Here is a 21,780-nt window from a genome sequence, read left to right on the forward strand (position 1 = left end):
CTTTTGGGTGCGGGTGCGTCGTGGTTGCTCGCGCAGTTCCCCGCGCCCCTTTAAGGGTGGTTTCCCAACCGCTCGTCTCGCAGCATGAACCAGGCTGCTGCTGCCGCCGCCAGCAAGACTGCCGCGCCCACGCCCACCGCGAGGTTGAGGCCGTTGACGAAGGCCTCTCGCGCAGACGTCAGCATCTCCTGCGCTGTTGGCGACGGCATGCCCGCCGCCGACTCCACCGCGCCGCCCAGTGACTCATGCGCCCCTGACGGCGTTCCCGTTGGAGCGGCGAAGCCGCGGTAGACGCCCGTCACGATCGAGCCCAGGATCGCGATGCCGAGGGCCGCGCCCAGCTCGTAGGCCGTTTCCGAGACCGCTGAGGCCGCGCCTGCCTGTTCCTTCGGTACGGAGGAGAGGATGACATCGGCTGTCACGGTGAAGGAGAACCCGGCGCCGACTCCCACGACCAGGAGCGCGGCGCCCAGTACCGGATAGCCCGTGTTCTGGTCCAGTGCCGTGAGGGCGGCGAGTGCGAGGCCCACCGCCGCCAGGCCGCCCGCGACCACTGCCCGTACCGAGAAGCGGCGCGCTGCGCGTCCTGCGATCAGGCCCGCGACCACCGCGCCCACCGCCGCGGGCAGTTCGGCCAGGCCCGCCTCGAACGGGCGCCTGCCCTGGACGAGTTGCAGGTACTGGGAGAGGAAGAAGACCAGGCCGGACAGGCCGAGGATGGTCAGCAGGTCGGCCAGGACCGCGGCGCTGAAGCCGCGGTTGCGGAACAGGCGCATGTCCAGCAGCGGAGCGGGGAGCGTGAGCTGGCGGCGGATGAACCGGTACAGCGCCGCCGCGCCCAGTGCCCCCGCGGCGAGCATGGGCCACTCGAAGCCGTGGGTCGCGGCCTCCTTGACCGCGTAGACGACCCCGATCACACCGACCAGTGACAGGGCGACGCTGGGCAGGTCCCACGGGCCCGGGTTCGGGTTGCGGGACTCGGGCAGCGTGCGGATGCCGACGAGGACCAGGACCGCCATCACGGGGAGGTTGATCAGGAAGACCGAGCCCCACCAGAAGTGTTCGAGCAGGAAGCCGCCCGCGATCGGGCCGACGGCCGTGCCCGCGGAGGCCGTGGCGCCCCAGATGCCCACGGCGAGGCTGCGTTCGCGCGGGTCGTGGAAGAGGTTGCGGATCAGGGCGAGGGTGGCGGGCATCAGGGTGGCGCCCGCGACGCCGAGCAGGGCGCGGGCCAGGATCATCAACTCCGGTGTCGTCGCGTAGGCGTTGAGGACGGATATCGTGCCGAACGCCGTGGCGCCGCCGAGCAGGATCCGCTTGCGGCCGATGCGGTCGCCGAGGCTGCCCATCGACACCAGCAGGCCCGCGATGACGAAGGAGTAGACGTCTCCGATCCACAGGAGCTGGGTGCCGGAGGGCTTGAGGTCCTCGCTGATGTAGGGGGTCGCGAGACCGAGGACGGTCGCGTCGACGGCCACCAGCAGCACGGCGAGCACCAGGACGGACAGCGCGAGCCAGCGGCCCGGGCGCTTCACCGCCTCGGTCGGGGTCGCCGGCTGCAGGGTGCTGGTCATGATTCCTCTCTCCGTAGCGCGCCGCCGAGCAGCAGCTCGGCGACCATGTGGGTGAAGTCCTTGGGGGCGACGCGGCCGTCGTGCATGGCCCAGGCACACGAGGCGATCAGGCCGTAGAGCGCCTCGGTGAGCCAGACGGGGGTGAGATCGATACGGAACTCGCCCGCTTGCTGTCCGCGGACGAAGAGCGCGCCGATGCGGGTGTCGAGCCGCTGCCAGCCCGCGTCCTGGCCGGCTTCCCAGAGCTGGCTCTCGCCGTACAGGAAGGCGAGCAGTCCGGCGGCGGGCTGGATCTCGCTCACCAGCCTGCGCACGGCCTCGCTCGCGGTTCCCTCGTCCAGCCGGGCGGCGTCCAGCGCGGCCTCGCACTCCGCGATGCCGAGCGCCTCGAGCGCCCGCACCAGCGCGTCGCGGCCGGCGAAGTGGCGGTGCAGCGTGGCGCGGCTGAGCCCGGCGGCCTTGGCGACCTCGTCCATGGTCGCGGTGGATTTGCGGGTCAGCAGGGCTGCGGCGGTGCGCAGTACGTGGTCACGGTCGACGGCCATGAAACGACCATAGCGCACATGAGACATTGGTGTCTCATTGTGGGCGCATGCGTCTCACGGAGGTGTGGTCCTGCTGGATGGACTTCAGTGCCAGGGCAGCTGTCCGCGCCGCTCCCAGTACGCCTGCGGCTTCTCCACCAGTTCGGCCAGGCGGGCCAGCTGGTCCTCGTCCAGGTCCACGACTGCCGCGTGCAGGTTGGAGGCGAGCTGGGTGGCGGTCGCCGCACCGGAGAGCACGACCCCCGCCCAGGGCTGGCGCAGGATCAGGGCGAGCACCACCGCGTCGCAGCCCAGAGACGTTTCTGCGGCTACGGCCTTGAGGGCGTCCGGTGCATACGGGTCCGCGAGGCGGCCGTTGGCCATGCCCTCCTTGACGATCACCGTGAGCCCGGCCTCGTGCGCCTCGGCGAGGGCGGGGCCGGCCGAGGTCTCCAGGACGTTGTACGTCGACTGGACGGTACGGAAGAGGGGCTCCCCGTCGACCGTCACGGCGAGCGCGGCGCGGATGGCGTCGGCCTGCGCGGGGCCGCTGGTGGAGAAGCCGATGGTGGTGCCCTGGGCGGCCGCCTCGGCCAGCTCGGCGTGGAGTTCCTTGTCGGTGAGGGCCGGGCTGTCGGGGGTCACCGAGTGGATCTGGTAGAGGTCGAGGCGGTCGCCGAGCAGTTCGGCGCTCTCGGCGCGCTGTCGCTCGTAGGTCCCCAGGCTGTGGTCCTTGACCTCGTGCGTCTCGGCGTCGGTGGTCCAGTCGGCGGTGTAGGTGTAGCCCCATTTGCTGCCCACGACGATGTCGTCGAAGGAAGGGCGGGCGTTCAGCCAGTCCGCGAGGAACTCCTCGGAGCGGCCGTAGGAGCGGGCCACGTCGAAGTAGCGGACGCCCTGGGCGTAGGCCGCGTCGAGGAGTTCGTGGGTGCGCAGCCGCAGGGCGTCGACGGTGCGCTCGGCCGGGAGGTCGTCCTCCCGGCCGAGATTGATGTAGCCCGGACGGCCGACGGCGGCGAGACCCAGTCCGATGTGCGCGGTGGGCGTGGTCGCGTGGGCCAGGCGGCTGAAGGGCATGGTGGCTCCCTGCACGATCGGTGGAGGAGATCCCGCGCCAGGAGCGGGATCCCGCACCAATCTACCCAGCCTCGATCGGTTCAGCCCGCCCTGGTCAGACGCAGCGCGGCACGAAGGCGGGGTCGGCCGGCCCCTTGCGTCCCAGGGCGTTGAGGACCCACTGCTCGACGAGCGGCGACTTGGGCGCCTGGTCGTGCTCGGTGGTGTCGAGCGGGCAGCGGTCCTGGAGGAGGACGTTGGTCACGTACGAGTTCGGGCCGTTCAGGAAGGCGCTGGTGTACGGCACCACGACCTCGTCGTACTTGGTGGCGATCGCCGTGTAGTCGGGGCCCACCGGGGTCTCCGGGTCGGCGTTGAGCTTCTGCAGGAAGGCCGAGCCGGCGGTCTGGTCGACGCAGGAGTCGCAGACGGTGGCGCCCGCCGCGAGGGCGAGGGGGTTGGTGGTGCCGTGGTTGGACGGCACGATCCCGACGAGGTCGTCGACCTTGGTCGCACCGCCGAGGAACTTCACGTAGTAGCGGGGCATCATGCCGCCCTGGCTGTGCCCGACGATGTCCACCTTCTTGGCACCGGTCGCGCCGAGCACGGCGTTCACGAAGTCCCGCAGTTCGGCCGCCGAGTCCGGGATCGGGGCGGTCTCCAGGCCGCCGTACTCGAAGGAGAAGACGCAGTAACCGGCGTTCGCCAGCACGGGCGAGAGGGTCAGCCAGTTCTCGTACGAGGTCTTGAAGGTGCCGTTCACCAGGACGACCGGCTGCGGATGGGCCGAGTCCGGCTTGCAGGACCAGTCGTTGGCACCGGGCGGGGGAGTGTCGGCGGCGCCCGCGGGGGCGGTGAGTCCGAAGGCGCACAAGGCGGCTATGGCGGTGACGGCGAGAAGGCGGGCTGTTCGTCTGGTACCTCGGGCGCGCATGACGTCCCTTTCATGCTCGGCTGCGATCGACCGGCGTTCGGCATTGTCGACCGGGTAACCGGAATGGTTACCTCCGAGTAGAGCCACGTCAAGGTTTCGGCCAGTGGCCGAATCTCATCCGTTACCAAGCGGCGATCCGTTCACCAAGCGGTCCGGGCAGCACGAAGGGCCCGGACGCGCTGTCCGGGCCCTGCTGTGCGCTGCGGTGCGGCCGTCAGGCCTGCTTCGCCGTGGCCCACGCGTGCTGTGCCGCCACGTCCGCCTTCACCTCGGCGAGCTGGACGGCGACCGCGCTGGGCGCCGTGCCGCCGCGGCCGCTGCGGGAGGCCAGGGCGCCCGGCACGTTCAGGACCGTGCGCACCTCGGGGGTCAGCTGGGCGGAGATCTTGGCGAACTGCTCGTCCGTCAGCTCGTCCAGCTCCTTGCCCTCGGCCTCGGCGGCCTTCACGCACTCGCCGGCGACCTCGTGCGCCACGCGGAACGGGACGCCCTTCTTGACCAACCACTCGGCGATGTCGGTGGCGAGGGAGAAGCCGGCCGGGGCCAGCTCCTCCATGCGCTCACGGTGCACGGTGAGCGTCGCCATCATGCCGGTGAAGGCCGGGAGCAGCAGCTCCAGCTGGTCGACGGAGTCGAAGACCGGCTCCTTGTCCTCCTGCAGATCGCGGTTGTACGCGAGCGGCAGGGCCTTGAGCGTGGCCATCAGGCCGGTCAGGTTGCCGATCAGGCGACCGGACTTGCCGCGGGCCAGCTCGGCGATGTCCGGGTTCTTCTTCTGCGGCATGATCGACGAGCCCGTGGAGAAGGCGTCGTGCAGGGTCACGAAGGAGAACTCCTTCGTGTTCCAGAGGATGATCTCCTCGGCGATCCGGGAGATGTTGACGCCGATCATCGCGGTGATGAAGGTGAACTCGGCGACGTAGTCGCGGGAGGCCGTGCCGTCGATGGAGTTGCCGACGCTGCCGCGCTCGAAGCCGAGGTCCTTGGCCACCGCCTCCGGGTCCAGGCCGAGGGAGGAACCGGCGAGGGCGCCCGAGCCGTACGGCGAGACCGCCGTGCGCTCGTCCCACTGCCGCAGGCGCTCCGCGTCCCGGGACAGGGACTGGGCGTGGGCCAGGACGTGATGGGCGAAGAGGACCGGCTGGGCGTGCTGGAGGTGGGTGCGGCCGGGCATCGCCACGTCGGGGTGCGCCTCAGCAAGGCCGACCAGGGCGTCCTGGAGGTCGGCGATCAGGCCGGCGATGGTGCGGGCGTGGTCCCGGAGGTACATCCGGAAGAGGGTCGTCACCTGGTCGTTGCGGGAGCGGCCCGCGCGGAGCTTGCCGCCGAGGTCGGGGCCGAGGCGCTCCAGAAGGCCCCGCTCCAGCGCGGTGTGGCAGTCCTCGTCGGCGATCGTGCCCACGAAGGAGCCGTCGGCCACGTCCGCCTCGAGCTGGTCGAGCCCGGCGATCATGCGGGTCAGCTCGTCGTCCGTGAGCAGGCCCGCCTTGTGCAGCACGCGCGCGTGGGCTCGCGAACCGGCGATGTCGTAGGGCGCCAGCCGCCAGTCGAAGTGGACGGAGGCGGACAGCTTCGCCAGGGCCTCGGAGGGACCGTCGGCGAAACGGGCGCCCCAGAGCCGTACGTCACCGCTGTTGCTGCTCACTTGCGTTGCTCCTAGGGAGGATTGGTCGGTATTGCGCACAGTCTCGCTCACGCGAGGTCACGTCAGGCTATGCCTGCGACTGACGCTGGGCCGCGATCTTCGACGACAGGCTGTAGATGTCGATGAAGCCCTTGGCCGCGGCCTGGTCGAAGCTGTCGCCGGTGTCGTAGGTCGCCAGGTTGAAGTCGTACAGGGACGACTCGGAGCGCCTGCCCGTCACGACCGCCCGGCCGCCGTGCAAGGTCATGCGGATGTCGCCGTTCACATGCTGGTTCGCCTCGTTGATGAAGCCGTCGAGGGCCCCCTTGAGCGGGGAGAACCACTGGCCGTCGTAGACGAGTTCGCCCCAGCGCTGCTCCACCTGCCGCTTGTACCGGGCGAGTTCGCGCTCGACGGTGACGTTCTCCAGCTCCTGGTGGGCCGTGATGAGGGCGATGGCGCCCGGGGCCTCGTAGACCTCGCGGGACTTGATGCCGACCAGGCGGTCCTCGACCATGTCGATGCGGCCGATGCCCTGGGCGCCGGCGCGCTCGTTGAGCTGCTGGATCGCCTGCAGGACGGTGACGGGCCTGCCGTCGATCGCGACCGGGGCGCCCTGCTCGAAGGTGATGACCACCTCGTCGGCGTCACGCGGGGTCGCCGGGTTCGAGGTGTACTCGTAGATGTCCTCGATCGGCGCGTTCCAGATGTCCTCCAGGAAGCCCGTCTCGACCGCACGCCCGAAGACGTTCTGGTCGATGGAGTACGGGGACTTCCTGGTGGTGGCGATCGGGAGGTTCTTCTGCTCGCAGAACGCGATCGCCCTGTCGCGGGTCATCGCGTAGTCGCGGACCGGGGCGATGCACTTGAGGCCGGGGGCGAGGGCGACGATGCCGGCCTCGAAGCGGACCTGGTCGTTGCCCTTGCCGGTGCAGCCGTGGGCGACCGTGGTGGCGCCGTGCTTGCGGGCGGCGGCGACGAGGTGCTTGACGATCGTCGGCCGGGAGAGCGCGGAGACCAGCGGATAGCGGTCCATGTAGAGGGCGTTGGCCTTGATCGCCGGGAGGCAGTACTCCTCGGCGAACTCGTCCTTGGCGTCGGCGACTTCGGCCTCCACGGCACCGCAGGCGAGGGCGCGCTTGCGGATGACGTCCAGGTCCTCGCCGCCCTGGCCGACGTCGACCGCGACGGCGATGACCTCGGCGCCCGTCTCCTCGGCGATCCAGCCGATGGCGACGGAGGTGTCCAGACCGCCTGAGTAGGCGAGTACGACGCGCTCGGTCACGGGGTCTCCTCACACCGCATTCACTGACATGCATGAGTATGCAGTGCTCTGCATGATTCGTCAATCGGCCTCGGATCGGAGCCGGGGCGTGGAGAAGTTCTGAAAGACGGTTGAACAAACGAAACCGCTTACCCGTACTTCACCCCGAACGCCGGCGCCGCGTCTGTAAACCCACTCCTGACCCAAGTGAGGCATCCGCATGTCCAGGGCTCTTCCGAAGTACAACAAGCGTCGCGTCGCGATCATCGGCGGCGCTGCCGCGGTGGCGCTGTCCGGAGCGGTGATCGCCGGTTCCGCCCTCGCCGGGACGCCGTCCAAGAGCGGCGCGAACAACGCCCGGACCCTGGCCGCGTCCCCCGGCACCATCACCTGCCAGGACGTCGCCTCCAAGCTCCCGGCGATCCCCGCCTCCGCGCAGGCCGAGGTCACCCGCAACCTCACCCTGCTGCAGACGCAGATCCAGGAGGCCAACAACCGGCTGCAGAGCACGGTCGGCCAGGGCGGCCCCAACTTCGTGAACAACGCCATCCTGGGGCCCCTCAAGGACAAGCGGGTGGCCACGATCAACCGGATCGCCACCGCCATCGGGCGTACGGCGGCCAAGCCGGCCGGCCTGGACGCGCTGGCGCCGTGCACCCTGAACGCCGGTGGCGCGAACGCCGGTGCCAACTCCGGCAACGCCGGCAAGGGCGGCGCCAACTCCGGGAACGCCAACAAGGGCGGCGCCAACGCGGGCAACGCCAACAAGGGCAACGCCAACGCGGGCAACGCCGGCTCCGGCGCCTCCGCGGTGGGCACCATCAGCTGCCCGGACGTCGCCTCCAAGCTCCCGGCGATCCCCGCCTCCGCGCAGGCCGAGGTCACCCGCAACCTCACCCTCCTGCAGACCCAGATCCAGGAGGCCAACAACCGGCTGCAGAGCACGGTCGGCCAGGGCGGCCCCAACTTCGTGCAGAACGCGATCCTCGGCCCGCTGACCGACAAGCGGAAGTCGACCGTCGACCGCATCGCGACCGCCATCGGCCGCACCGCGGCCAAGCCGACCGGGCTGGACTCCCTGGCCGCCTGCACGCTCACCAAGTAACGGGCGTGACAGGCGCTGCGGCCGCCCCGACTCAGCGCCGGCCGGGGCGGCCACGGCCGGGCAAGTGGAGCCCGTAATTCCTTAGACGGGCGAAAGGTTTGCCTCCATAATCGTGAGGCGTGGGAAAGACTTATGAACGCATAGACGGCAGGCTGCGCACGTTCATCGAGGCGCAGCCCCTCTTCTTCACCGCGACCGCGCCCCTCTCCGGCGACGGCACGGTCAACCTCTCGCCCAAGGGCCTCAAGGGCTCCTTCGCGGTGATCGACGAACTCACCGTGGCCTATCTGGACTTCGCCGGATCCAACGCGGAGACGATCGCGCATCTGCGGGAGAACGGGCGTATCACGCTGATGTGGTGCGCCTTCCAGGGGCCGCCGAACATCGTGCGGGTGCACGGGAGCGGCGAGCCCGTCTTCCGCGACGACCCCCGCTTCAAGGAACTGCTCACCCATTTCCCTGACATCGACCCGACCCCGCACGGTCTGCGGGCGGTCATCCTCGTGACGGCCGAACTCGTCCGCGACACCTGCGGCTATGCCGTGCCGTTCATGACCTACGACGAGGACCGCGACCTGCACGGCAAGCGCTTCGCGCGCGAGGACGACGCCTCGCTCGGCGAGTACTTCGCCAAGAAGGAGCACATCGCCACGAGCCTGGATGGCCTACCCGGGCTGCCGTTGCCGCTGCCCCCGTCTACGGTCTGAGCCATGCGATCAGCTCTCGTCGCCGGCGCCCTGGTGTGCGCCCCGCTCCTGGTCCTCGGTACCGTGCCGGCCTCCTCGGCCTCCGGTGCGCCGATTCCCGCCCGGATGGCCGACACGGGTGGCGGTACGCAGCTGATCACCGCCGTGGCCCCGAAGGCGGCCTCGACGACCGGCACGGTCACCTGGTGGGACCTGCGGGGCGGCCGGTGGGTGAAGGCCGGTTCGGCGTCCGCACGGTTCGGGGCGAAGGGGCTCGTGGAGGGGGCGTCGCGCAGGCAGAACACCAACACGACTCCGACCGGGCTGTACGACCTGCCGTACGCCTTCGGCATCGAGGCCGCGCCGCGCGGGACCCGGTACAAGTACCGTGCGGTGAAGCAGAGTGCGTGGTGGTGCGAGGACATCCCCTCGACGTCCTACAACCGTTGGACCGATCCACGTCCGGCCGACTGCCGTGCGTCCGAGTCCGAGCATCTTGCCTCGTACGGGACGCAGTACGCGTATGCGTTCGTCATCGGGTTCAACTACCACCAGCGCGTACGGGGGCGGGGCGCCGGCATCTTCCTGCATGTCAACGGGCGCGGGGCCACCGCGGGTTGTGTGTCCGTGCCCCGGTCCGCGATGCGGGCGATCCTCAGGTGGGCGGTTCCCGGGAAGCGGCCGCACATCGCCGTCGGAACAGCGAACGGGAGTACGGCAATCACACGGTACTGAGCCGTACGGAGAAGGTGGTCGAACCCGCTCTGCTCTCCAGGCCGACACTTCCCCCGTGTGCCTCCGCCACCGCCGCCACGATCGACAGGCCCAGGCCCGCGCCCCCGCCGGGGGCGTCCTTGCGGCGACGGTGTTCGGCTCGGGTGAAGCGTTCGAAGACGCCCGGCTGGATGTCCCCGGGGACGCCCGGGCCGTCGTCGTGGACCTTGAGGAGGACGGTCGTGCCCTCGGTCTCGAGGGACACCGTCACCTTCGTGCCGACGGGTGTGTGCACCCGCGCGTTGGTCAGCAGGTTGGCCAACACCTGTTGGAGTCGGTGGGCGTCGCCGTTCACCGTGACCGGTTCCTCCGGCAGCTCCAGGCTCCAACGGTGCTCGGGGCCCGCGGCCCGGGCGTCGGTGACGGCGTCCAGGACCAGCATGGTGAGGTCGACGGGTTGCCGTTCCAGGGGGCGGCCCGCGTCCAGTCGGGCCAGCAGCAGCATCTCGTCGACCATCTCGCCCATGCGGCCGGACTCGGCGGCGATGCGCTCCAGCGCCCGGGTGATCTCCGGCGGTACCGGGCCGGGATGGAGCAGGGCCAGTTCCGCGTGGCCGCGGACGGAGGCGACCGGGGTGCGCAGCTCGTGGCTGGCGTCGGCGGCGAAGCTGCGCAGTCGCTCCTCGCTGGCGTGCCGTTTGGTCAGCGCGTCCTCGACATGGCCGAGCATGCGGTTGAAGGCGCCGGCGACCTGTCCCACCTCGCTGCGCGGGTCGGACTCGGGGGCGCGCGGCGGCAGGGCCACCTCACCGCTTGCCAGGGGGAGTTCGCTGACCCGGGTGGCGGTCGCGGCGACCCGGCTCAGCGGTCTGAGGGACCAGCGCACCCAGAGGGCGCCCGCGACGCCGGTGAGGGTGAGGGCGGCGCCGAAGACGATCCCGGCGACCAGTTCGAGGCGGTGGACGGTGGCCTCCACGGGCTCCAGGGGCAGACCGGTGATCAGGACGTCGCCGTCGAGACCTTTGGACGCGGTCACCCGGTAGCCGTACAGCGCGGAGAGCCGGACGCTGTGGCCCCTGCCGTCGACCGGGACCGCGGCGAGCTGTCTGTTGTCCCTGGCTGTCAGCGTGACGTCGACGACTCCGCCGGTCCGGACGACCGCGGCGTTGGTGGCCGAGCCGTCGACGAGGCGGGCGCCGAAGGTGCCGGCGGCCTGTCTGCGGTCGTCGCCGTGTTCGTCGCCGTCGTGGTCGTCGGGCAGCTTGCCCCCGTGTTCCAGACTGGCGGCGAACCGGGGTCCGACCTGGCCGAGCTGCTCGTCGAGGCGGCTGGTGAGGAAGCCGTTCAGCTCGATCACGGCGGCGAGGCCCACCGCCGCGCAGCTGACCGCGAGGAGCACCACCAGGCCGACGGTGAGCCGGGCCCGGAGCGTCCGCGGCCGGGGCAGCCGCTTCCACTGCTCCCTCATGACGTCACCGGCTTGAGCACGTATCCGGCCCCCCGCACCGTGTGGATCATCGGCTCGCGGCCCGCGTCCACCTTCTTGCGCAGGTAGGAGATGTACAGCTCGACGACGTGGGCGCGGCCGCCGAAGTCGTAGGACCAGACGCGGTCGAGGATCTGTGCCTTGCTGAGCACGCGGCGTGGGTTGCGCATCAGGAAGCGGAGCAGTTCGAACTCGGTGGGCGACAGCTCGATCAGCTCGCCCGCCCGGGTCACCTCACGGGCCTCCTCGTCCATCACCAGGTCGCCGACCGTCAGCCGCGGGCCCTCGTCCAGCTGGCGTGCCATGCCGGCGCGGCGCAGCAGTCCGCGGAGCCGGGCGACGACCTCCTCCAGGCTGAAGGGCTTGGTGACGTAGTCGTCGCCGCCTGCCGTGATGCCGGCGATGCGGTCCTCGACCGCGTCCCGTGCGGTGAGGAAGAGGACGCACACATCGGGTTTCACAATGTGCAGGGAGCGCAGCACGGCGAAGCCGTCGGTGTCGGGCAGCATCACGTCCAGCACGACGGCGTCCGGCATCAGCTCCCGCGCCTCGGCCAGCGCGGAGGCGCCGTCACCTGCCGAGCGGACCTGCCAGCCCTCGTAGCGCAGGGCACCGGAGAGCACCTCGGCGAGATCCGGATCGTCGTCGACGACGAGGACGCGCAGCGCAGTGCCGTCGGGACGGGTGAGGGCGGGGCGGCCGGAGCGGGTGGTGTTCATCGCCCTACCAGGATCACCCCTCGCCGGGGCGGGCGGCGGCCTCCGGGGCTCTGAGTTTCCTCTGAGTGGGCTCAGAGGGTGCCGGTTTCAGAGGCTGCTGAGAGGTTGCGGCGGCACAGTGGCGTCCGGATCCAGGCGAAAGGACGCACTCATGACCACCGTGTACGAGCGGCGGGCGGCACCGGCCGTGGCGCCGGCCGCGCGGCGCTCCCCCGCGGGCCCCGTGCTCGCCCTGCTGTGGGCCGGGGCGGCAGCCGTGGTCGCCCTGTGGTGGACGGACACCGGGTCGGTGGTGGGGACGGCGGGCTGGCTGACCGGGGCCGGGCGGATCGCCGGGCTGCTGTGCGGATACGCCTGCGCGGTGCTGGTCGGTCTGATGGCGCGGGTGCCGCTGCTGGAGCGGCGGATCGGCTCGGACCGGGTGGCCCGCTGGCATGCGATGGCCGGCCGGTACACGGTGTGCCTGCTGGTCGCGCACATCGTGCTGATCCTCCTCGGGTACGCCGCCCAGGACCGCGCCTCGGTGTGGCACGAGACGCTCACCGTGGTCCTGGACTACCCGGACATGATGAAGGCCGGCTTCGGCACGGTCATCCTGTTCGCGGTCGGCGTCACCTCGGCGCGCGCCGCCCGCCGTCGGGTCAGTCACGAGTTCTGGTACTACGTCCACCTGCTCACGTACCTGGCGGTGTTCCTGGCCTTCTTCCACCAGCTCACCCTGGGCAACGAGTTCAACGGCCACACCGGCGCCACGGCCGCCTGGTACGTGCTGTACCTCGGCGTCGCGGCCCTGGTGCTGTGGTTCCGGGTCCTGGTACCGCTGCGGCTCAACCTGCGGCACCGGCTGCGGGTGGAGTCGGTGCACAAGGAGGCGCCGGGCGTGTACTCCGTCGTCGTACGGGGCGAGCGGCTGGACGAACTGGGCGCGCGGGCCGGGCAGTTCTTGCGCTGGCGGTTCCTCGGCGAGGGCATGGGCTGGACGTCGACGCCGTACTCCCTGTCGGCGACGCCCCGGCAGGACCTGATGCGGATCACGGTCAAGGCGCTCGGCGACCACAGCGCGGCCGTCGCGCTGCTGCGGCCGGGCACCCGGGTGTGGGCGGAGGGCCCCTACGGGTCGCTGACCCAGGACCGGCAGACCGCGCAGAAGTCCCTGCTGATCGCGGGCGGCGTCGGCATCACACCGCTGCGGGCGCTGTTCGAGACGCTGCCCGGCGACGTCACTCTTCTGTACCGGGCGCGCACGGCCGAAGACCTGGCGCTGGGCGGGGAGTTGGAGGCCATCGCCCGTTGGCGCGGGGCCAAGGTGCTGTATGCGCTCAACGGGCCTGACGGGCGCCGCCCCAGCCTCACCGCCCAGTCCCTGCGCGCGACCTTCCCCGACCTCGTGGGCCACGACGTCTACATCTGCGGCCCGCACGGCTTCGCCCGGGACCTGTACGAGGAGCTGCGCGACGCCGGTGTGCCGGACCGCCGTATCCACCACGAGTCGTTCGAATTCTGAGAGCTGTGAGGCCGTCAAGTGCACGCGCTGAAGAAGAACCGTCCGCTGCGCCGCATCGTGCTGGCGAGCGCCGCCACCGTCTCCGGCATGGTGCTGCTGCTGTCGCTGAAGCCGCACTCCTCGCCGGAGGCGGCGCTGGCGGTGCCCGCGCCCAGCAGCAGTTCGAGCACTTCGAGCGGCTCGACCGGGTCCGGCGGCTCCGGAGGATCGACCACGACCGGCACGAAGACCGTCACCGGCGACACGGTCCAGACCCGCTGGGGCCCCGTCCAGGTCCGTATCACCCTCAAGAACGGCAGGCTCACCGAGGTGACCGCCGTCACCTACCCGACGGACAACCCGCGGGACCAGGAGATCAACAGCTTCGCCCTCCCCCGGCTCAGGAGCGAGGCGCTGCAGGCCCAGAGCGCGAACATCGACACCGTCTCCGGGGCCACCTACACGAGTGACGGTTACCGCCAGTCACTCCAGTCCGCACTGGACTCGGCACGCGGCTGAACACACCGGCGTCGCGCCACGTATTCCTGGGCCAAGGGACCACGACAGCCCCCTTGCCCCCGCCCCGGAGGAACAGTGACCACCACGCTCGCAGGCGGCCGCGCCGCCCGCCGCCAGACGATGCGCCGCATCCGCCCGCGCCGCTCCCCGGCGACCGTCCTGCTGCTCGCCGTATGGGCGGGCGCGGTCGGTGTGCTGTGGCTGTGGTGGCACAACACGCCGTCCATCGCCGACCAGAACGGCAAGATCCTCAACGCGGGCCGGATCACCGGTCTGCTGGCGGGCTATCTGATGGCGCTCGTGGTGCTGCAGATGGCCCGGGTGCCCGCTCTGGAACGGCGCGTCGGCTCCGACCGGGTGGCGCGCTGGCACGCGATGAGCGGCCGCTACACGCTCTGCCTGGTCTTCGCGCATGTCTTCCTCATCATGTGGGGCTATGCGCTGCAGGCGGGCAAATCGCTCGGTGACATCGTCCAGCAGACGATCGACTCCATCAACCAGCTGCCGGACATGGGCAAGGCGGCCATCGGCACCGGCCTGTTCGTGCTCATCGGGCTGACGTCCATCGGCCCGGTGCGGCGCCGGATCCCGTACGACACCTGGTACCACGTCCACCTGCTGACGTACGGGGCCGTGTTCCTGACGTTCTGGCACCAGATCACCACCGGCAACGACTTCGCCGTCGAGCCAACCGCGAAGACCTTCTGGTACGTGCTGTACGGGTCGGTGACCGCGCTGGTGGTCTGGTACCGGATCCTCACTCCGATCCGGCTGAACCTGCGGCATCGCATGCGCGTCGAGGCCGTGATCGAGGAGACCCCGGGCATCGTGTCGGTGCTGATCGGCGGGCGGAAGCTGCACCGGATGGGCGCGGAGGCCGGGCAGTTCTTCCGGTGGCGGTTCCTCGCGCCGGGCATGCGGTTCTCCTCCCACCCGTACTCGCTGTCGGCGGCGCCCCGCCCCGACATGCTGCGGATCACCGTCAAGGCGATCGGCGACCACAGCGCCCGGCTGCGCGAGCTGACACCCGGCACCAGGGTGTGGGCCGAGGGCCCCTACGGTGCGATGACCGCGCAGCGGCGCAGCCGCGGCAAGGTGCTGCTGGTCGCGGGCGGCGTCGGCATCACGCCGATGCGGGCGCTGTTCGAGACGCTGCCCGGCGCCTCCGGGGACATCACGCTCCTGTACCGGGCCAACACCACGCAGGACCTGGCCCTGTGGGACGAGCTCGCCGCCATCGCCGACGACCGCGGCGCCCGGCTGATGTACGCGGTCAACAGCCCGGACGGGGAGCGCCCGGACATCTCGGCGGAGCGGCTGCGGCAGAAGCTGCCGGACATCGAACAGCACGACGTCTTCATGTGCGGGCCGGCCGGGTTCGCGCAGGGCGTGTACGAAGCACTGCGCGGGGCGGGAGTGCCCGCCCGCCGCATCCATCACGAGTCGTTCGAGATGTGAGCGACGGGACTTCAGGAGTCTGGGAAAGCGATGAAGAAGAGTCACCCCATCCGGCGTGTCGTGCTGGCCACCGCCGCCACCGTGTCGGGCGTCGTACTGCTGCTGTCGCTGAAACCGGCGTCCGACCCGAACGCCCAGGCGGCCGGCGCGGCCCCGCAGCAGACCGCGGCCGCGCAGGAGTCGCCCCAGGGCGGCGCCGCGGGCGCCGGGAGCGGCACGGTCGACGGCAGTGTGGCCCAGACCCAGTACGGCAACGTCCAGGTCCGGCTGACCGTCAGCAACGGCAAGATCACCAAGGCTGAGGCGATCCAGGCGCCCAAGGGCGGCACCAGCGACCAGAAGACCGCCCTCTCCGTTCCCAAGCTGACCCAGGAGACGGTCGCCGCGCAGAGCGCGCAGATCGACTCGGTCTCCGGGGCGACGTACACGAGCAACGGCTACAAGCAGTCGCTGCAGTCGGCGATCGACAAGATGAAGGCGAGCGCCGGTTCCTCGAAGGGCAGCACCAGCCCCTCCCAGGGCGGCGGTGGGGGCTCCTCCTCCGGCAACGCCCAGGGCTCGGGCTCCGCGAGCGGCCAGGCCAAGACCGTGACCGGCAGTGTCGCGCAGACCCAGTACGGGCCGGTCCAGGTCCGGATCACGGTGGCGAACGGCAAGATCACCAAGGCGGACGCGGTGCAGGCGCCCAAGGGCGGGCTCAGCGACCAGAAGACGGCGATGGCCATCCCCAAGCTCAACCAGGAGGCGGTGGCGGCCGGCAGCGCGAAGATCGACGCGGTGTCGGGTGCCACGTACACGAGCAGCGGCTATATGCAGTCGCTGCAGTCGGCACTGGACCAGGCCGGTGGCTGAGTCGGTGGCCGAGTCGGCAGAAGCTCCCGCCGCGGTGCGTCATGCGGAGGAGGTCATGGGGACCGTCTTCTCCTTCGACGTCCGCGGCGGGGAGCCCGGTGCGGTGCAGGCGGCGCTGGCGGAGGCGATCGCCGGGCTGCACCGGGTGAACGAGGTGTTCAGCACCTACCGCGACGACAGTGAGGTCTCCCGGCTGGTGCGGGGTGAGCTGACCGTGGAGCAGTGCGCCCCCGAGGTCGCCGAGGTGCTCGCCCTGGGCGCCGAGGCGGAGCGGGTGAGCGACGGCTGGTTCAGCCTGCGCTACGAAGGGCGGCTGGACCCGACCGGCATCGTCAAGGGCTGGGCCGCCGAGCGCGCGGCCCGGCTGCTGGCGGCCACCCCCGGCGTGAGCGGCGTGAGCATGAACGGCGGCGGGGACGTCCAGCTGATCGGCGTGCCCGAACCGCACCGGCCCTGGCGGGTCGGGGTGGCGGACCCGCTGCGCCCGGGCGGCCTCGCGGCGGTCGTCTCCGCGGCCGGCGCCGACGAGTTGGCCGTGGCCACCTCCGGCACCGCCGAGCGCGGCGCCCACATAGTCGACCCGCGCACGGGCCGCTCCGCGGTCACCGACCTGGTGGCGGTGACGGTGGTGGCCCCCAAGCTCACCTGGGCGGACTGCTGGGCCACAGCAGCCTTCGCCATGGGCTCCAACCAGGGCCTGGGCTGGCTGGAGTCCCTCCCGGACGTGGAGGCCTTGCTGATCACGGCGGGCGACGAGGTGAGATGCACGGGGGGCCTGGCTGCTCGCCTGGGCTGACCGGAGCGCCCTGAAGGGGCGCGGGGATGTGTCGATGTGCGGCTCCGCCGCGTGGGCGCGACAAGCCCCCACGGCTCGCAGTCGGCGAACAACCGCAAGCACCCCTCTCAGTGGCCGTTCTGAGCCAACCTCAGCAGATGCTCGGCCAGCGCATTCCCCCCACTGGGATCCCGACTGATCAACAACAACGTGTCGTCACCGGCAATCGTGCCGAGAATGTCGTGCAGTTCGGCCTGATCGATGGCCGAGGCCAGGAACTGCGCAGCCCCCGGCGGCGTCCGCAGCACCACAAGATTCGCCGACGCCTCGGCAGAGATCAGCAGCTCCTGCGACAACCGCCGCATCCGCTCTTCCTTCGCCGACTCCCCCAGCGGCGCCCGGGGGGTCCGGAAACCCCCCTCGCTGGGCACCGCGTAGATCAGGTCACCGTCGTTGTTGCGGATCTTCACCGCGTTCAGCTCGTCCAGGTCCCGGCTCAGGGTCGCCTGCGTGACGTTCAGCCCGTCGTCGGCCAGCAACTTGGCCAACTGGCTCTGCGAGCGCACCGGTTGCCGGTTGAGGATGTCCACGATCCGGCGGTGGCGTGCGGTGCGGGTCTGCGGCACGGCAGGCCCGGCGTGCTGTGCGTCGTCCTGCGCGTGACTCATCGTCGTCTCATTCTCCGGATCCGTCCCCGTTGGCCTGGTCCAGGATGCCGGGCAGCGCCTGGAGGAACGCCTCCACCTCGTCGTCGCCGAGAGTCAGCGGCGGCATCAGCCGTACGACGTCGGGGGCGGGCGCGTTCACCAGGAATCCGGCCTCCTGAGCCGCCTGGCGCGCCTGGGGCGCGAGCGGCTCGGTGAGCACGATACCCAGGAGGAGGCCCGCACCCCGGACATGGTCGATCAACGGGTGGCCCAGTGACTCGATTCCCTCCCGCAGCTTCTCGCTCTGCTGCTTGACGTTCTCCAGCAACCCCTCGTTCGCGATCGTGTCCAGGACGGCGAGCCCGGCGGCGCAGGCGACCGGGTTGCCGCCGAAGGTCGTGCCGTGGTGCCCGGGCTGCAGCAGCTCCGCGGCCCGCCCGAAGGCGACGGTCGCGCCCAGCGGCAGTCCGCCGCCGAGGCCCTTGGCGAGCGTGACGACGTCCGGCAGGACACCCTCGTGGGCCTGGTACTCGAACCAGTGGCCGGTACGGCCGACTCCGGTCTGCACCTCGTCCAGGACCAGCAGCGCACCGGTGGCGGCAGTGATCGCCCGGGCGGCCTTGAGATAGCCGGGCGGCGGGGTGACGACGCCGATCTCGCCCTGGATCGGCTCCAGGATGACCAGCGCGGTCTCCTCGGTGACCGCGGCCGCAAGCGCCTGAGCGTCGCCGTACGGCACATGCGTGACGTCTCCGGGCAGTGGCAGGAACGGCTCCCGCTTGCCCTGCTGGCCGGTCATCGCGAGGGCGCCCATGGTGCGGCCGTGGAAGGCGCCTTCGGTGGCGACGACGTGTGTGCGCCCGGTCAGCCGGCCGATCTTGAAGGCGGCCTCGTTGGCCTCGGCGCCCGAGTTGCAGAAGAACACCCTGCCGTCCCGCCCGAACAGCTGCAGCAGCCGCTCGGCAAGGGTCACGGTCGGCTCGGACATGAAGAAGTTGGAGATGTGGCCGAGCGAGCCGATCTGCCGGCTCACGGCCTCGACGATCGCCGGGTGGGCGTGGCCGAGCGCGTTGACCGCGATGCCGCCGACGAAGTCGACGTACTGCTTGCCGTCGGCGTCCCACAGCTTGGCGCCCTCGCCGCGCACCAGGGGCAGCAGCGGGATGCCGTAGTTGTTCATGAGCGCGCCCTGCCACCGCGCGGTCAGTTCCTGGTTGCTCACGACTCCCCCTGTACGTGCGGATTCTCGTCGGGCACGACCATCGTGCCGATGCCCTCGTCGGTGAAGATCTCCAGCAGGATCGAGTGCTGGACCCGGCCGTCGATGACGCGGGCGGTGGTGACGCCGTTGCGGACGGCGTGCAGACAGCCCTCCATCTTCGGCACCATGCCGGAGCTCAGCTCCGGCAGCAGTTTCTCCAGTTGGGAGGCGGTGAGGCGGCTGATCACCTCGTCGCTGTGCGGCCAGTCCTCATAGAGGCCCTCGACGTCCGTGAGGACCATGAGAGTCTCCGCTCCAAGCGCAGCAGCGAGTGCCGCAGCCGCCGTGTCAGCATTGACGTTGTAGACATGTCCGTCGTCCTGGCTCCGGGCGATCGAGGAGACGACCGGGATCCGGCCGTCGGCGAGCAGTGCCTCGATCGCGCCCGTGTCGATCGCGGTGATCTCGCCCACCCGCCCGATGTCGACCAGTTCGCCGTCGATCTCGGGCTGGTGCTTGGTGGCGGTGATGGTGTGCGCGTCCTCGCCGGTGAGGCCTATGGCCAGCGGGCCGTGCTGGTTGAGCAGCCCGACCAGCTCGCGCTGGACCTGCCCGGCGAGCACCATGCGTACGACGTCCATGGCGTCCTCGGTGGTGACGCGCAGGCCGGCCTTGAACTCGCTGACGATGCCGTGCTGGTCGAGGGCGGCGCTGATCTGCGGGCCTCCGCCGTGCACCACGACCGGCTTGAGCCCGGCGTGGTGCAGGAAGACGACGTCCTGGGCGAACGCGGCCTTGAGGTCCTCGTCGATCATGGCGTTGCCGCCGAACTTGATGACGACCGTCTTGCCGTTGTGCTTGACCAGCCAGGGCAGCGCCTCGATGAGGATCTGGGCCTTGGGGAGCGCGGTGTGCTTACGAGTGGTGCTCATGACGAATAGGCGCTGTTCTCGTGGACGTAGTCGGCGGTGAGGTCGTTGGTCCAGATGGTGGCGGTCTCGGACCCGGCGGCGAGGTCGGCGACGATGTGCACCTCGCGGTAGCGCATGTCGACCTTCTCGCGGTCCTCGCCGACGCCGCCGTTCTTGCAGACCCAGACGCCGTTGATGGCGACGTTGAGCCGGTCCGGCTCGAAGGCCGCCTTCGTCGTGCCGATCGCGGAGAGGACGCGGCCCCAGTTGGGGTCCTCGCCGTGGATGGCGCACTTGAGGAGGTTGTTGCGGGCGATGGAGCGGCCCACCTCAACGGCGTCGTCCTCGCTCGCCGCGTTGATCACCTCGACCTTGATGTCCTTGCTGGCGCCCTCGGCGTCGCGGATCAGCTGCTGGCCGAGGTCGTCGCAGACCTGCCGTACGGCTTCGGCGAACTCCTCGTATTTCGGGGTGACTTCGGAGGCGCCGGAGGCGAGCAGCAGGACGGTGTCGTTGGTGGACATGCAGCCGTCGGAGTCGACGCGGTCGAAGGTGGTGCGGGTGGCGGCCCGAAGTGCCTTGTCCAGCACGTCGCTTTCGAGGTCGGCGTCCGTGGTGAGGACGACCAGCATGGTGGCGAGGCCGGGGGCGAGCATGCCAGCGCCCTTCGCCATGCCGCCGACGGTCCAGCCGTCCTTGGTGACGACTGACGTCTTGTGGACGGTGTCGGTGGTCTTGATGGCGATGGCGGCCTTCTCGCCGCCGTGCGGGCTGAGTTGGGCGACGGCCTTGTCGACACCCCGCAGCAGTTTGTCCATCGGGAGGAGCACCCCGATGAGGCCCGTCGAGCAGACGGCGATCAGCCCGGCGGCGTGACCACCCGTCTCGTCCAGTCCCGCGCTGTTGAGGGAGTCGGCCACCTTCTCCGCTGTCGCGTGCGTGTCCTGGAAGCCCTTCGGCCCCGTACAGGCGTTGGCGCCACCGGAGTTGAGGACGACCGCGGTCAACTCGCCGCTCTTCAGGACCTGCTCGGACCAGAGAACCGGCGCGGCCTTCACACGATTGGAGGTGAAGACACCGGCGGCGGCGCGGCGGGGCCCGTTGTTGACCACGAGGGCCAGGTCGGGGTTGCCGTTCTCCTTGATTCCGGCGGCGATGCCCGCAGCCTGGAATCCCTTGGCTGCCGTGACGCTCACGGTGCGACTCCGATCGTGGAAAGCCCCGTGGACTCGTCGAGTCCGAGGGCGAGGTTCATGCTCTGGACGGCACCGCCCGCGGTGCCCTTGGTCAGGTTGTCGATGGCGCTGATCGCGATGATGCGGCCCGCCGCCTCGTCGTATGCGACCTGCACCTGAACGGCGTTGGAACCGTAGACGGACGCCGTGGCGGGCCACTGGCCCTCGGGCAGGAGGTGGACGAACGGCTCGTCGGCGAAGGCCTTCTCGTAGGCGGCGCGCACGGACTCGGCGGTCACGCCCGGCTTGGCCTTCGCGCTGCAGGTGGCGAGGATGCCGCGGGGCATCGGTGCGAGGGTCGGGGTGAAGGAGACGGAGACCCGCTCCCCGGCCGCCGCGCTGAGGTTCTGGACCATCTCGGGGGTGTGCCGGTGGCCGCCGCCGACGCCGTACGGCGACATGGAGCCCATGACCTCGCTGCCCAGCAGGTGCGGCTTGGGCGCCTTGCCCGCGCCGGAGGTGCCGGAGGCGGCGACGATCACGGCCTCGTTCTCGGCGAGCCCTGCGGCGTAGGCCGGGAAGAGGGCCAGGGTGGCGGCCGTCGGGTAGCAGCCGGGTACCGCGATGCGCTTGGACCCCTCCAGCGCGGCGCGGCCACCCGGCAGTTCGGGGAGGCCGTACGGCCAGGTCCCGGCGTGCGCGGAGCCGTAGAACCTCTCCCAGTCGGCCGCGTCCTTGAGCCGGAAGTCGGCGCCCATGTCGATGACGAGCACGTCCGGGCCGAGCTGCTCGGCGACGGCGGCGGACTGGCCGTGGGGCAGGGCGAGGAACACCACGTCGTGCCCGGCGAGGACCTCCGGGGTGGTTTCCTGGAGTATGCGGTCGGCCAGCGGCAGCAGGTGCGGCTGCAGCGCGCCGAGCCGCTGACCGGCGTTGGAGTTGCCGGTCAGGGCCCCGATCTCGATCTCGGGGTGCGCCAGGAGCAGACGCAGGAGCTCCCCGCCCGCGTATCCGCTCGCTCCGGCCACTGCCGCACGTACCGCCATGTCATCCTCCTCCTGGATGGCATGACT

At 70.7% G+C, this 21,780-nt stretch carries 21 protein-coding genes; 8 read left to right on the plus strand and 13 right to left on the minus strand.

The genetic code is table 11. The annotated features are described in order from the left end of the window. Positions 1–50: 50 nt before the first annotated feature. From ACWCRD_RS23340 to ACWCRD_RS23365, 6 genes are all read right to left on the minus strand, one after another. The gene (locus ACWCRD_RS23340; RefSeq protein WP_450967720.1) at positions 51–1,574 is read right to left on the minus strand and encodes an MFS transporter; all 1,524 of its coding nucleotides are present in this window, start codon (positions 1,572–1,574) and stop codon (positions 51–53) included. Next, positions 1,571–2,119 (minus strand): TetR/AcrR family transcriptional regulator, encoded by a 549-nt coding sequence (locus ACWCRD_RS23345; RefSeq protein ID WP_450967721.1) that lies wholly within the window; start codon positions 2,117–2,119, stop codon positions 1,571–1,573. The genes ACWCRD_RS23340 and ACWCRD_RS23345 overlap by 4 nt, the downstream gene beginning before the upstream one ends. Positions 2,120–2,203: 84 nt before the next feature. After that, entirely contained in the window at positions 2,204–3,175 is a 972-nt protein-coding gene (locus tag ACWCRD_RS23350) for an aldo/keto reductase (protein WP_450967722.1), read from the minus strand. A gap of 94 nt (positions 3,176–3,269) precedes the next feature. Beyond that, entirely contained in the window at positions 3,270–4,088 is an 819-nt protein-coding gene (locus ACWCRD_RS23355; protein ID WP_450967723.1) for an alpha/beta fold hydrolase, read from the minus strand. Between the two features lie 214 nt (positions 4,089–4,302). After that, a complete protein-coding gene (argH, locus tag ACWCRD_RS23360) occupies positions 4,303–5,733 on the minus strand; it encodes an argininosuccinate lyase (RefSeq protein ID WP_450967724.1) in 1,431 nt (476 codons plus the stop codon). Between the two features lie 67 nt (positions 5,734–5,800). Then, positions 5,801–6,997 (minus strand): argininosuccinate synthase, encoded by a 1,197-nt coding sequence (locus ACWCRD_RS23365; protein WP_450967725.1) that lies wholly within the window; start codon positions 6,995–6,997, stop codon positions 5,801–5,803. A 199-nt stretch (positions 6,998–7,196) separates the two neighbouring features. On the opposite strand from ACWCRD_RS23365, the gene ACWCRD_RS23370 reads away from it, so the two are divergent. The 3 genes from ACWCRD_RS23370 (at position 7,197) to ACWCRD_RS23380 (ending at position 9,502) form a co-directional block, all read left to right on the plus strand. Next, on the plus strand, positions 7,197–8,081 hold the full coding sequence (locus tag ACWCRD_RS23370; protein ID WP_450967726.1) for a hypothetical protein: 885 nt from the start codon (positions 7,197–7,199) through the stop codon (positions 8,079–8,081). A gap of 119 nt (positions 8,082–8,200) precedes the next feature. After that, positions 8,201–8,788: a pyridoxamine 5'-phosphate oxidase family protein gene (locus ACWCRD_RS23375; RefSeq protein ID WP_450967727.1), complete on the plus strand. Its 588-nt coding sequence runs from the start codon at positions 8,201–8,203 to the stop codon at positions 8,786–8,788. Between the two features lie 3 nt (positions 8,789–8,791). Then, a complete protein-coding gene (locus ACWCRD_RS23380; RefSeq protein WP_450967728.1) occupies positions 8,792–9,502 on the plus strand; it encodes a L,D-transpeptidase family protein in 711 nt (236 codons plus the stop codon). Here the strand turns inward: ACWCRD_RS23380 and ACWCRD_RS23385 are convergent. Both ACWCRD_RS23385 and ACWCRD_RS23390 read right to left on the minus strand, forming a co-directional pair. Then, positions 9,489–10,949, minus strand: coding sequence for a sensor histidine kinase (locus tag ACWCRD_RS23385; RefSeq protein WP_450967729.1), 1,461 nt, complete (start codon positions 10,947–10,949; stop codon positions 9,489–9,491). The genes ACWCRD_RS23380 and ACWCRD_RS23385 overlap by 14 nt on opposite strands. Further along, on the minus strand, positions 10,946–11,686 hold the full coding sequence (locus ACWCRD_RS23390; RefSeq protein ID WP_450967730.1) for a response regulator transcription factor: 741 nt from the start codon (positions 11,684–11,686) through the stop codon (positions 10,946–10,948). Before ACWCRD_RS23390 ends, ACWCRD_RS23385 begins: the two co-directional genes overlap by 4 nt. 151 nt (positions 11,687–11,837) lie before the next feature. Here ACWCRD_RS23390 and ACWCRD_RS23395 point away from each other — a divergent pair, with 151 nt between their 5' ends. From ACWCRD_RS23395 to ACWCRD_RS23415, 5 genes are all read left to right on the plus strand, one after another. Continuing rightward, positions 11,838–13,190 carry a ferredoxin reductase family protein gene (locus ACWCRD_RS23395; RefSeq protein ID WP_450967731.1) on the plus strand — a complete coding sequence of 451 codons (1,353 nt, stop codon included), beginning with the start codon at positions 11,838–11,840 and terminating at the stop codon, positions 13,188–13,190. Positions 13,191–13,208: 18 nt separating this feature from the next. Next, positions 13,209–13,688 carry an FMN-binding protein gene (locus ACWCRD_RS23400; RefSeq protein ID WP_450967732.1) on the plus strand — a complete coding sequence of 160 codons (480 nt, stop codon included), beginning with the start codon at positions 13,209–13,211 and terminating at the stop codon, positions 13,686–13,688. Between the two features lie 75 nt (positions 13,689–13,763). After that, positions 13,764–15,146 carry a ferredoxin reductase family protein gene (locus ACWCRD_RS23405; protein ID WP_450967733.1) on the plus strand — a complete coding sequence of 461 codons (1,383 nt, stop codon included), beginning with the start codon at positions 13,764–13,766 and terminating at the stop codon, positions 15,144–15,146. Positions 15,147–15,176: 30 nt separating this feature from the next. Continuing rightward, entirely contained in the window at positions 15,177–15,998 is an 822-nt protein-coding gene (locus ACWCRD_RS23410) for an FMN-binding protein (RefSeq protein ID WP_450967734.1), read from the plus strand. Between the two features lie 55 nt (positions 15,999–16,053). Further along, positions 16,054–16,794, plus strand: a complete 741-nt coding sequence (locus ACWCRD_RS23415) for an FAD:protein FMN transferase (RefSeq protein ID WP_450967976.1) — start codon at positions 16,054–16,056, stop codon at positions 16,792–16,794. A 107-nt stretch (positions 16,795–16,901) separates the two neighbouring features. On the opposite strand, the gene ACWCRD_RS23420 is transcribed toward ACWCRD_RS23415, so the two are convergent. From ACWCRD_RS23420 to argC, 5 genes are read right to left on the minus strand one after another with little or no spacing between them, the layout of a single operon-like run. Next, positions 16,902–17,441, minus strand: coding sequence for an arginine repressor (locus ACWCRD_RS23420; RefSeq protein ID WP_115909266.1), 540 nt, complete (start codon positions 17,439–17,441; stop codon positions 16,902–16,904). A gap of 7 nt (positions 17,442–17,448) precedes the next feature. Then, positions 17,449–18,642, minus strand: coding sequence for an acetylornithine transaminase (locus tag ACWCRD_RS23425; RefSeq protein WP_450967735.1), 1,194 nt, complete (start codon positions 18,640–18,642; stop codon positions 17,449–17,451). Beyond that, positions 18,639–19,553 carry an acetylglutamate kinase gene (gene argB, locus ACWCRD_RS23430; protein ID WP_450967736.1) on the minus strand — a complete coding sequence of 305 codons (915 nt, stop codon included), beginning with the start codon at positions 19,551–19,553 and terminating at the stop codon, positions 18,639–18,641. Before argB ends, ACWCRD_RS23425 begins: the two co-directional genes overlap by 4 nt. Further along, positions 19,550–20,728: a bifunctional glutamate N-acetyltransferase/amino-acid acetyltransferase ArgJ gene (gene argJ, locus ACWCRD_RS23435; RefSeq protein ID WP_450967737.1), complete on the minus strand. Its 1,179-nt coding sequence runs from the start codon at positions 20,726–20,728 to the stop codon at positions 19,550–19,552. Before argJ ends, argB begins: the two co-directional genes overlap by 4 nt. Beyond that, entirely contained in the window at positions 20,725–21,753 is a 1,029-nt protein-coding gene (gene argC / locus ACWCRD_RS23440) for an N-acetyl-gamma-glutamyl-phosphate reductase (RefSeq protein WP_450967738.1), read from the minus strand. The genes argJ and argC overlap by 4 nt, the downstream gene beginning before the upstream one ends. Between the last annotated feature and the right edge of the window lie 27 nt (positions 21,754–21,780).

The organism is Streptomyces sp. NPDC002092, assembly GCF_053593775.1.

What these genes read in the sequence shown, in the direction of transcription:
- ACWCRD_RS23390 (WP_450967730.1), bottom strand. Translation starts at nt 11,686, where the DNA reads ATGAACACCACCCGCTCCGGCCGCCCCGCCCTCACCCGTCCCGACGGC.
- ACWCRD_RS23355 (WP_450967723.1), bottom strand. Translation starts at nt 4,088, where the DNA reads ATGCGCGCCCGAGGTACCAGACGAACAGCCCGCCTTCTCGCCGTCACC.
- ACWCRD_RS23370 (WP_450967726.1), top strand. Translation starts at nt 7,197, where the DNA reads ATGTCCAGGGCTCTTCCGAAGTACAACAAGCGTCGCGTCGCGATCATC.
- ACWCRD_RS23345 (WP_450967721.1), bottom strand. Translation starts at nt 2,119, where the DNA reads ATGGCCGTCGACCGTGACCACGTACTGCGCACCGCCGCAGCCCTGCTG.
- ACWCRD_RS23350 (WP_450967722.1), bottom strand. Translation starts at nt 3,175, where the DNA reads ATGCCCTTCAGCCGCCTGGCCCACGCGACCACGCCCACCGCGCACATC.
- argB (WP_450967736.1), bottom strand. Translation starts at nt 19,553, where the DNA reads ATGAGCACCACTCGTAAGCACACCGCGCTCCCCAAGGCCCAGATCCTC.
- ACWCRD_RS23340 (WP_450967720.1), bottom strand. Translation starts at nt 1,574, where the DNA reads ATGACCAGCACCCTGCAGCCGGCGACCCCGACCGAGGCGGTGAAGCGC.
- ACWCRD_RS23395 (WP_450967731.1), top strand. Translation starts at nt 11,838, where the DNA reads ATGACCACCGTGTACGAGCGGCGGGCGGCACCGGCCGTGGCGCCGGCC.
- ACWCRD_RS23420 (WP_115909266.1), bottom strand. Translation starts at nt 17,441, where the DNA reads ATGAGTCACGCGCAGGACGACGCACAGCACGCCGGGCCTGCCGTGCCG.
- ACWCRD_RS23380 (WP_450967728.1), top strand. Translation starts at nt 8,792, where the DNA reads ATGCGATCAGCTCTCGTCGCCGGCGCCCTGGTGTGCGCCCCGCTCCTG.
- ACWCRD_RS23410 (WP_450967734.1), top strand. Translation starts at nt 15,177, where the DNA reads ATGAAGAAGAGTCACCCCATCCGGCGTGTCGTGCTGGCCACCGCCGCC.
- argC (WP_450967738.1), bottom strand. Translation starts at nt 21,753, where the DNA reads ATGGCGGTACGTGCGGCAGTGGCCGGAGCGAGCGGATACGCGGGCGGG.
- ACWCRD_RS23415 (WP_450967976.1), top strand. Translation starts at nt 16,054, where the DNA reads ATGGGGACCGTCTTCTCCTTCGACGTCCGCGGCGGGGAGCCCGGTGCG.
- ACWCRD_RS23385 (WP_450967729.1), bottom strand. Translation starts at nt 10,949, where the DNA reads ATGAGGGAGCAGTGGAAGCGGCTGCCCCGGCCGCGGACGCTCCGGGCC.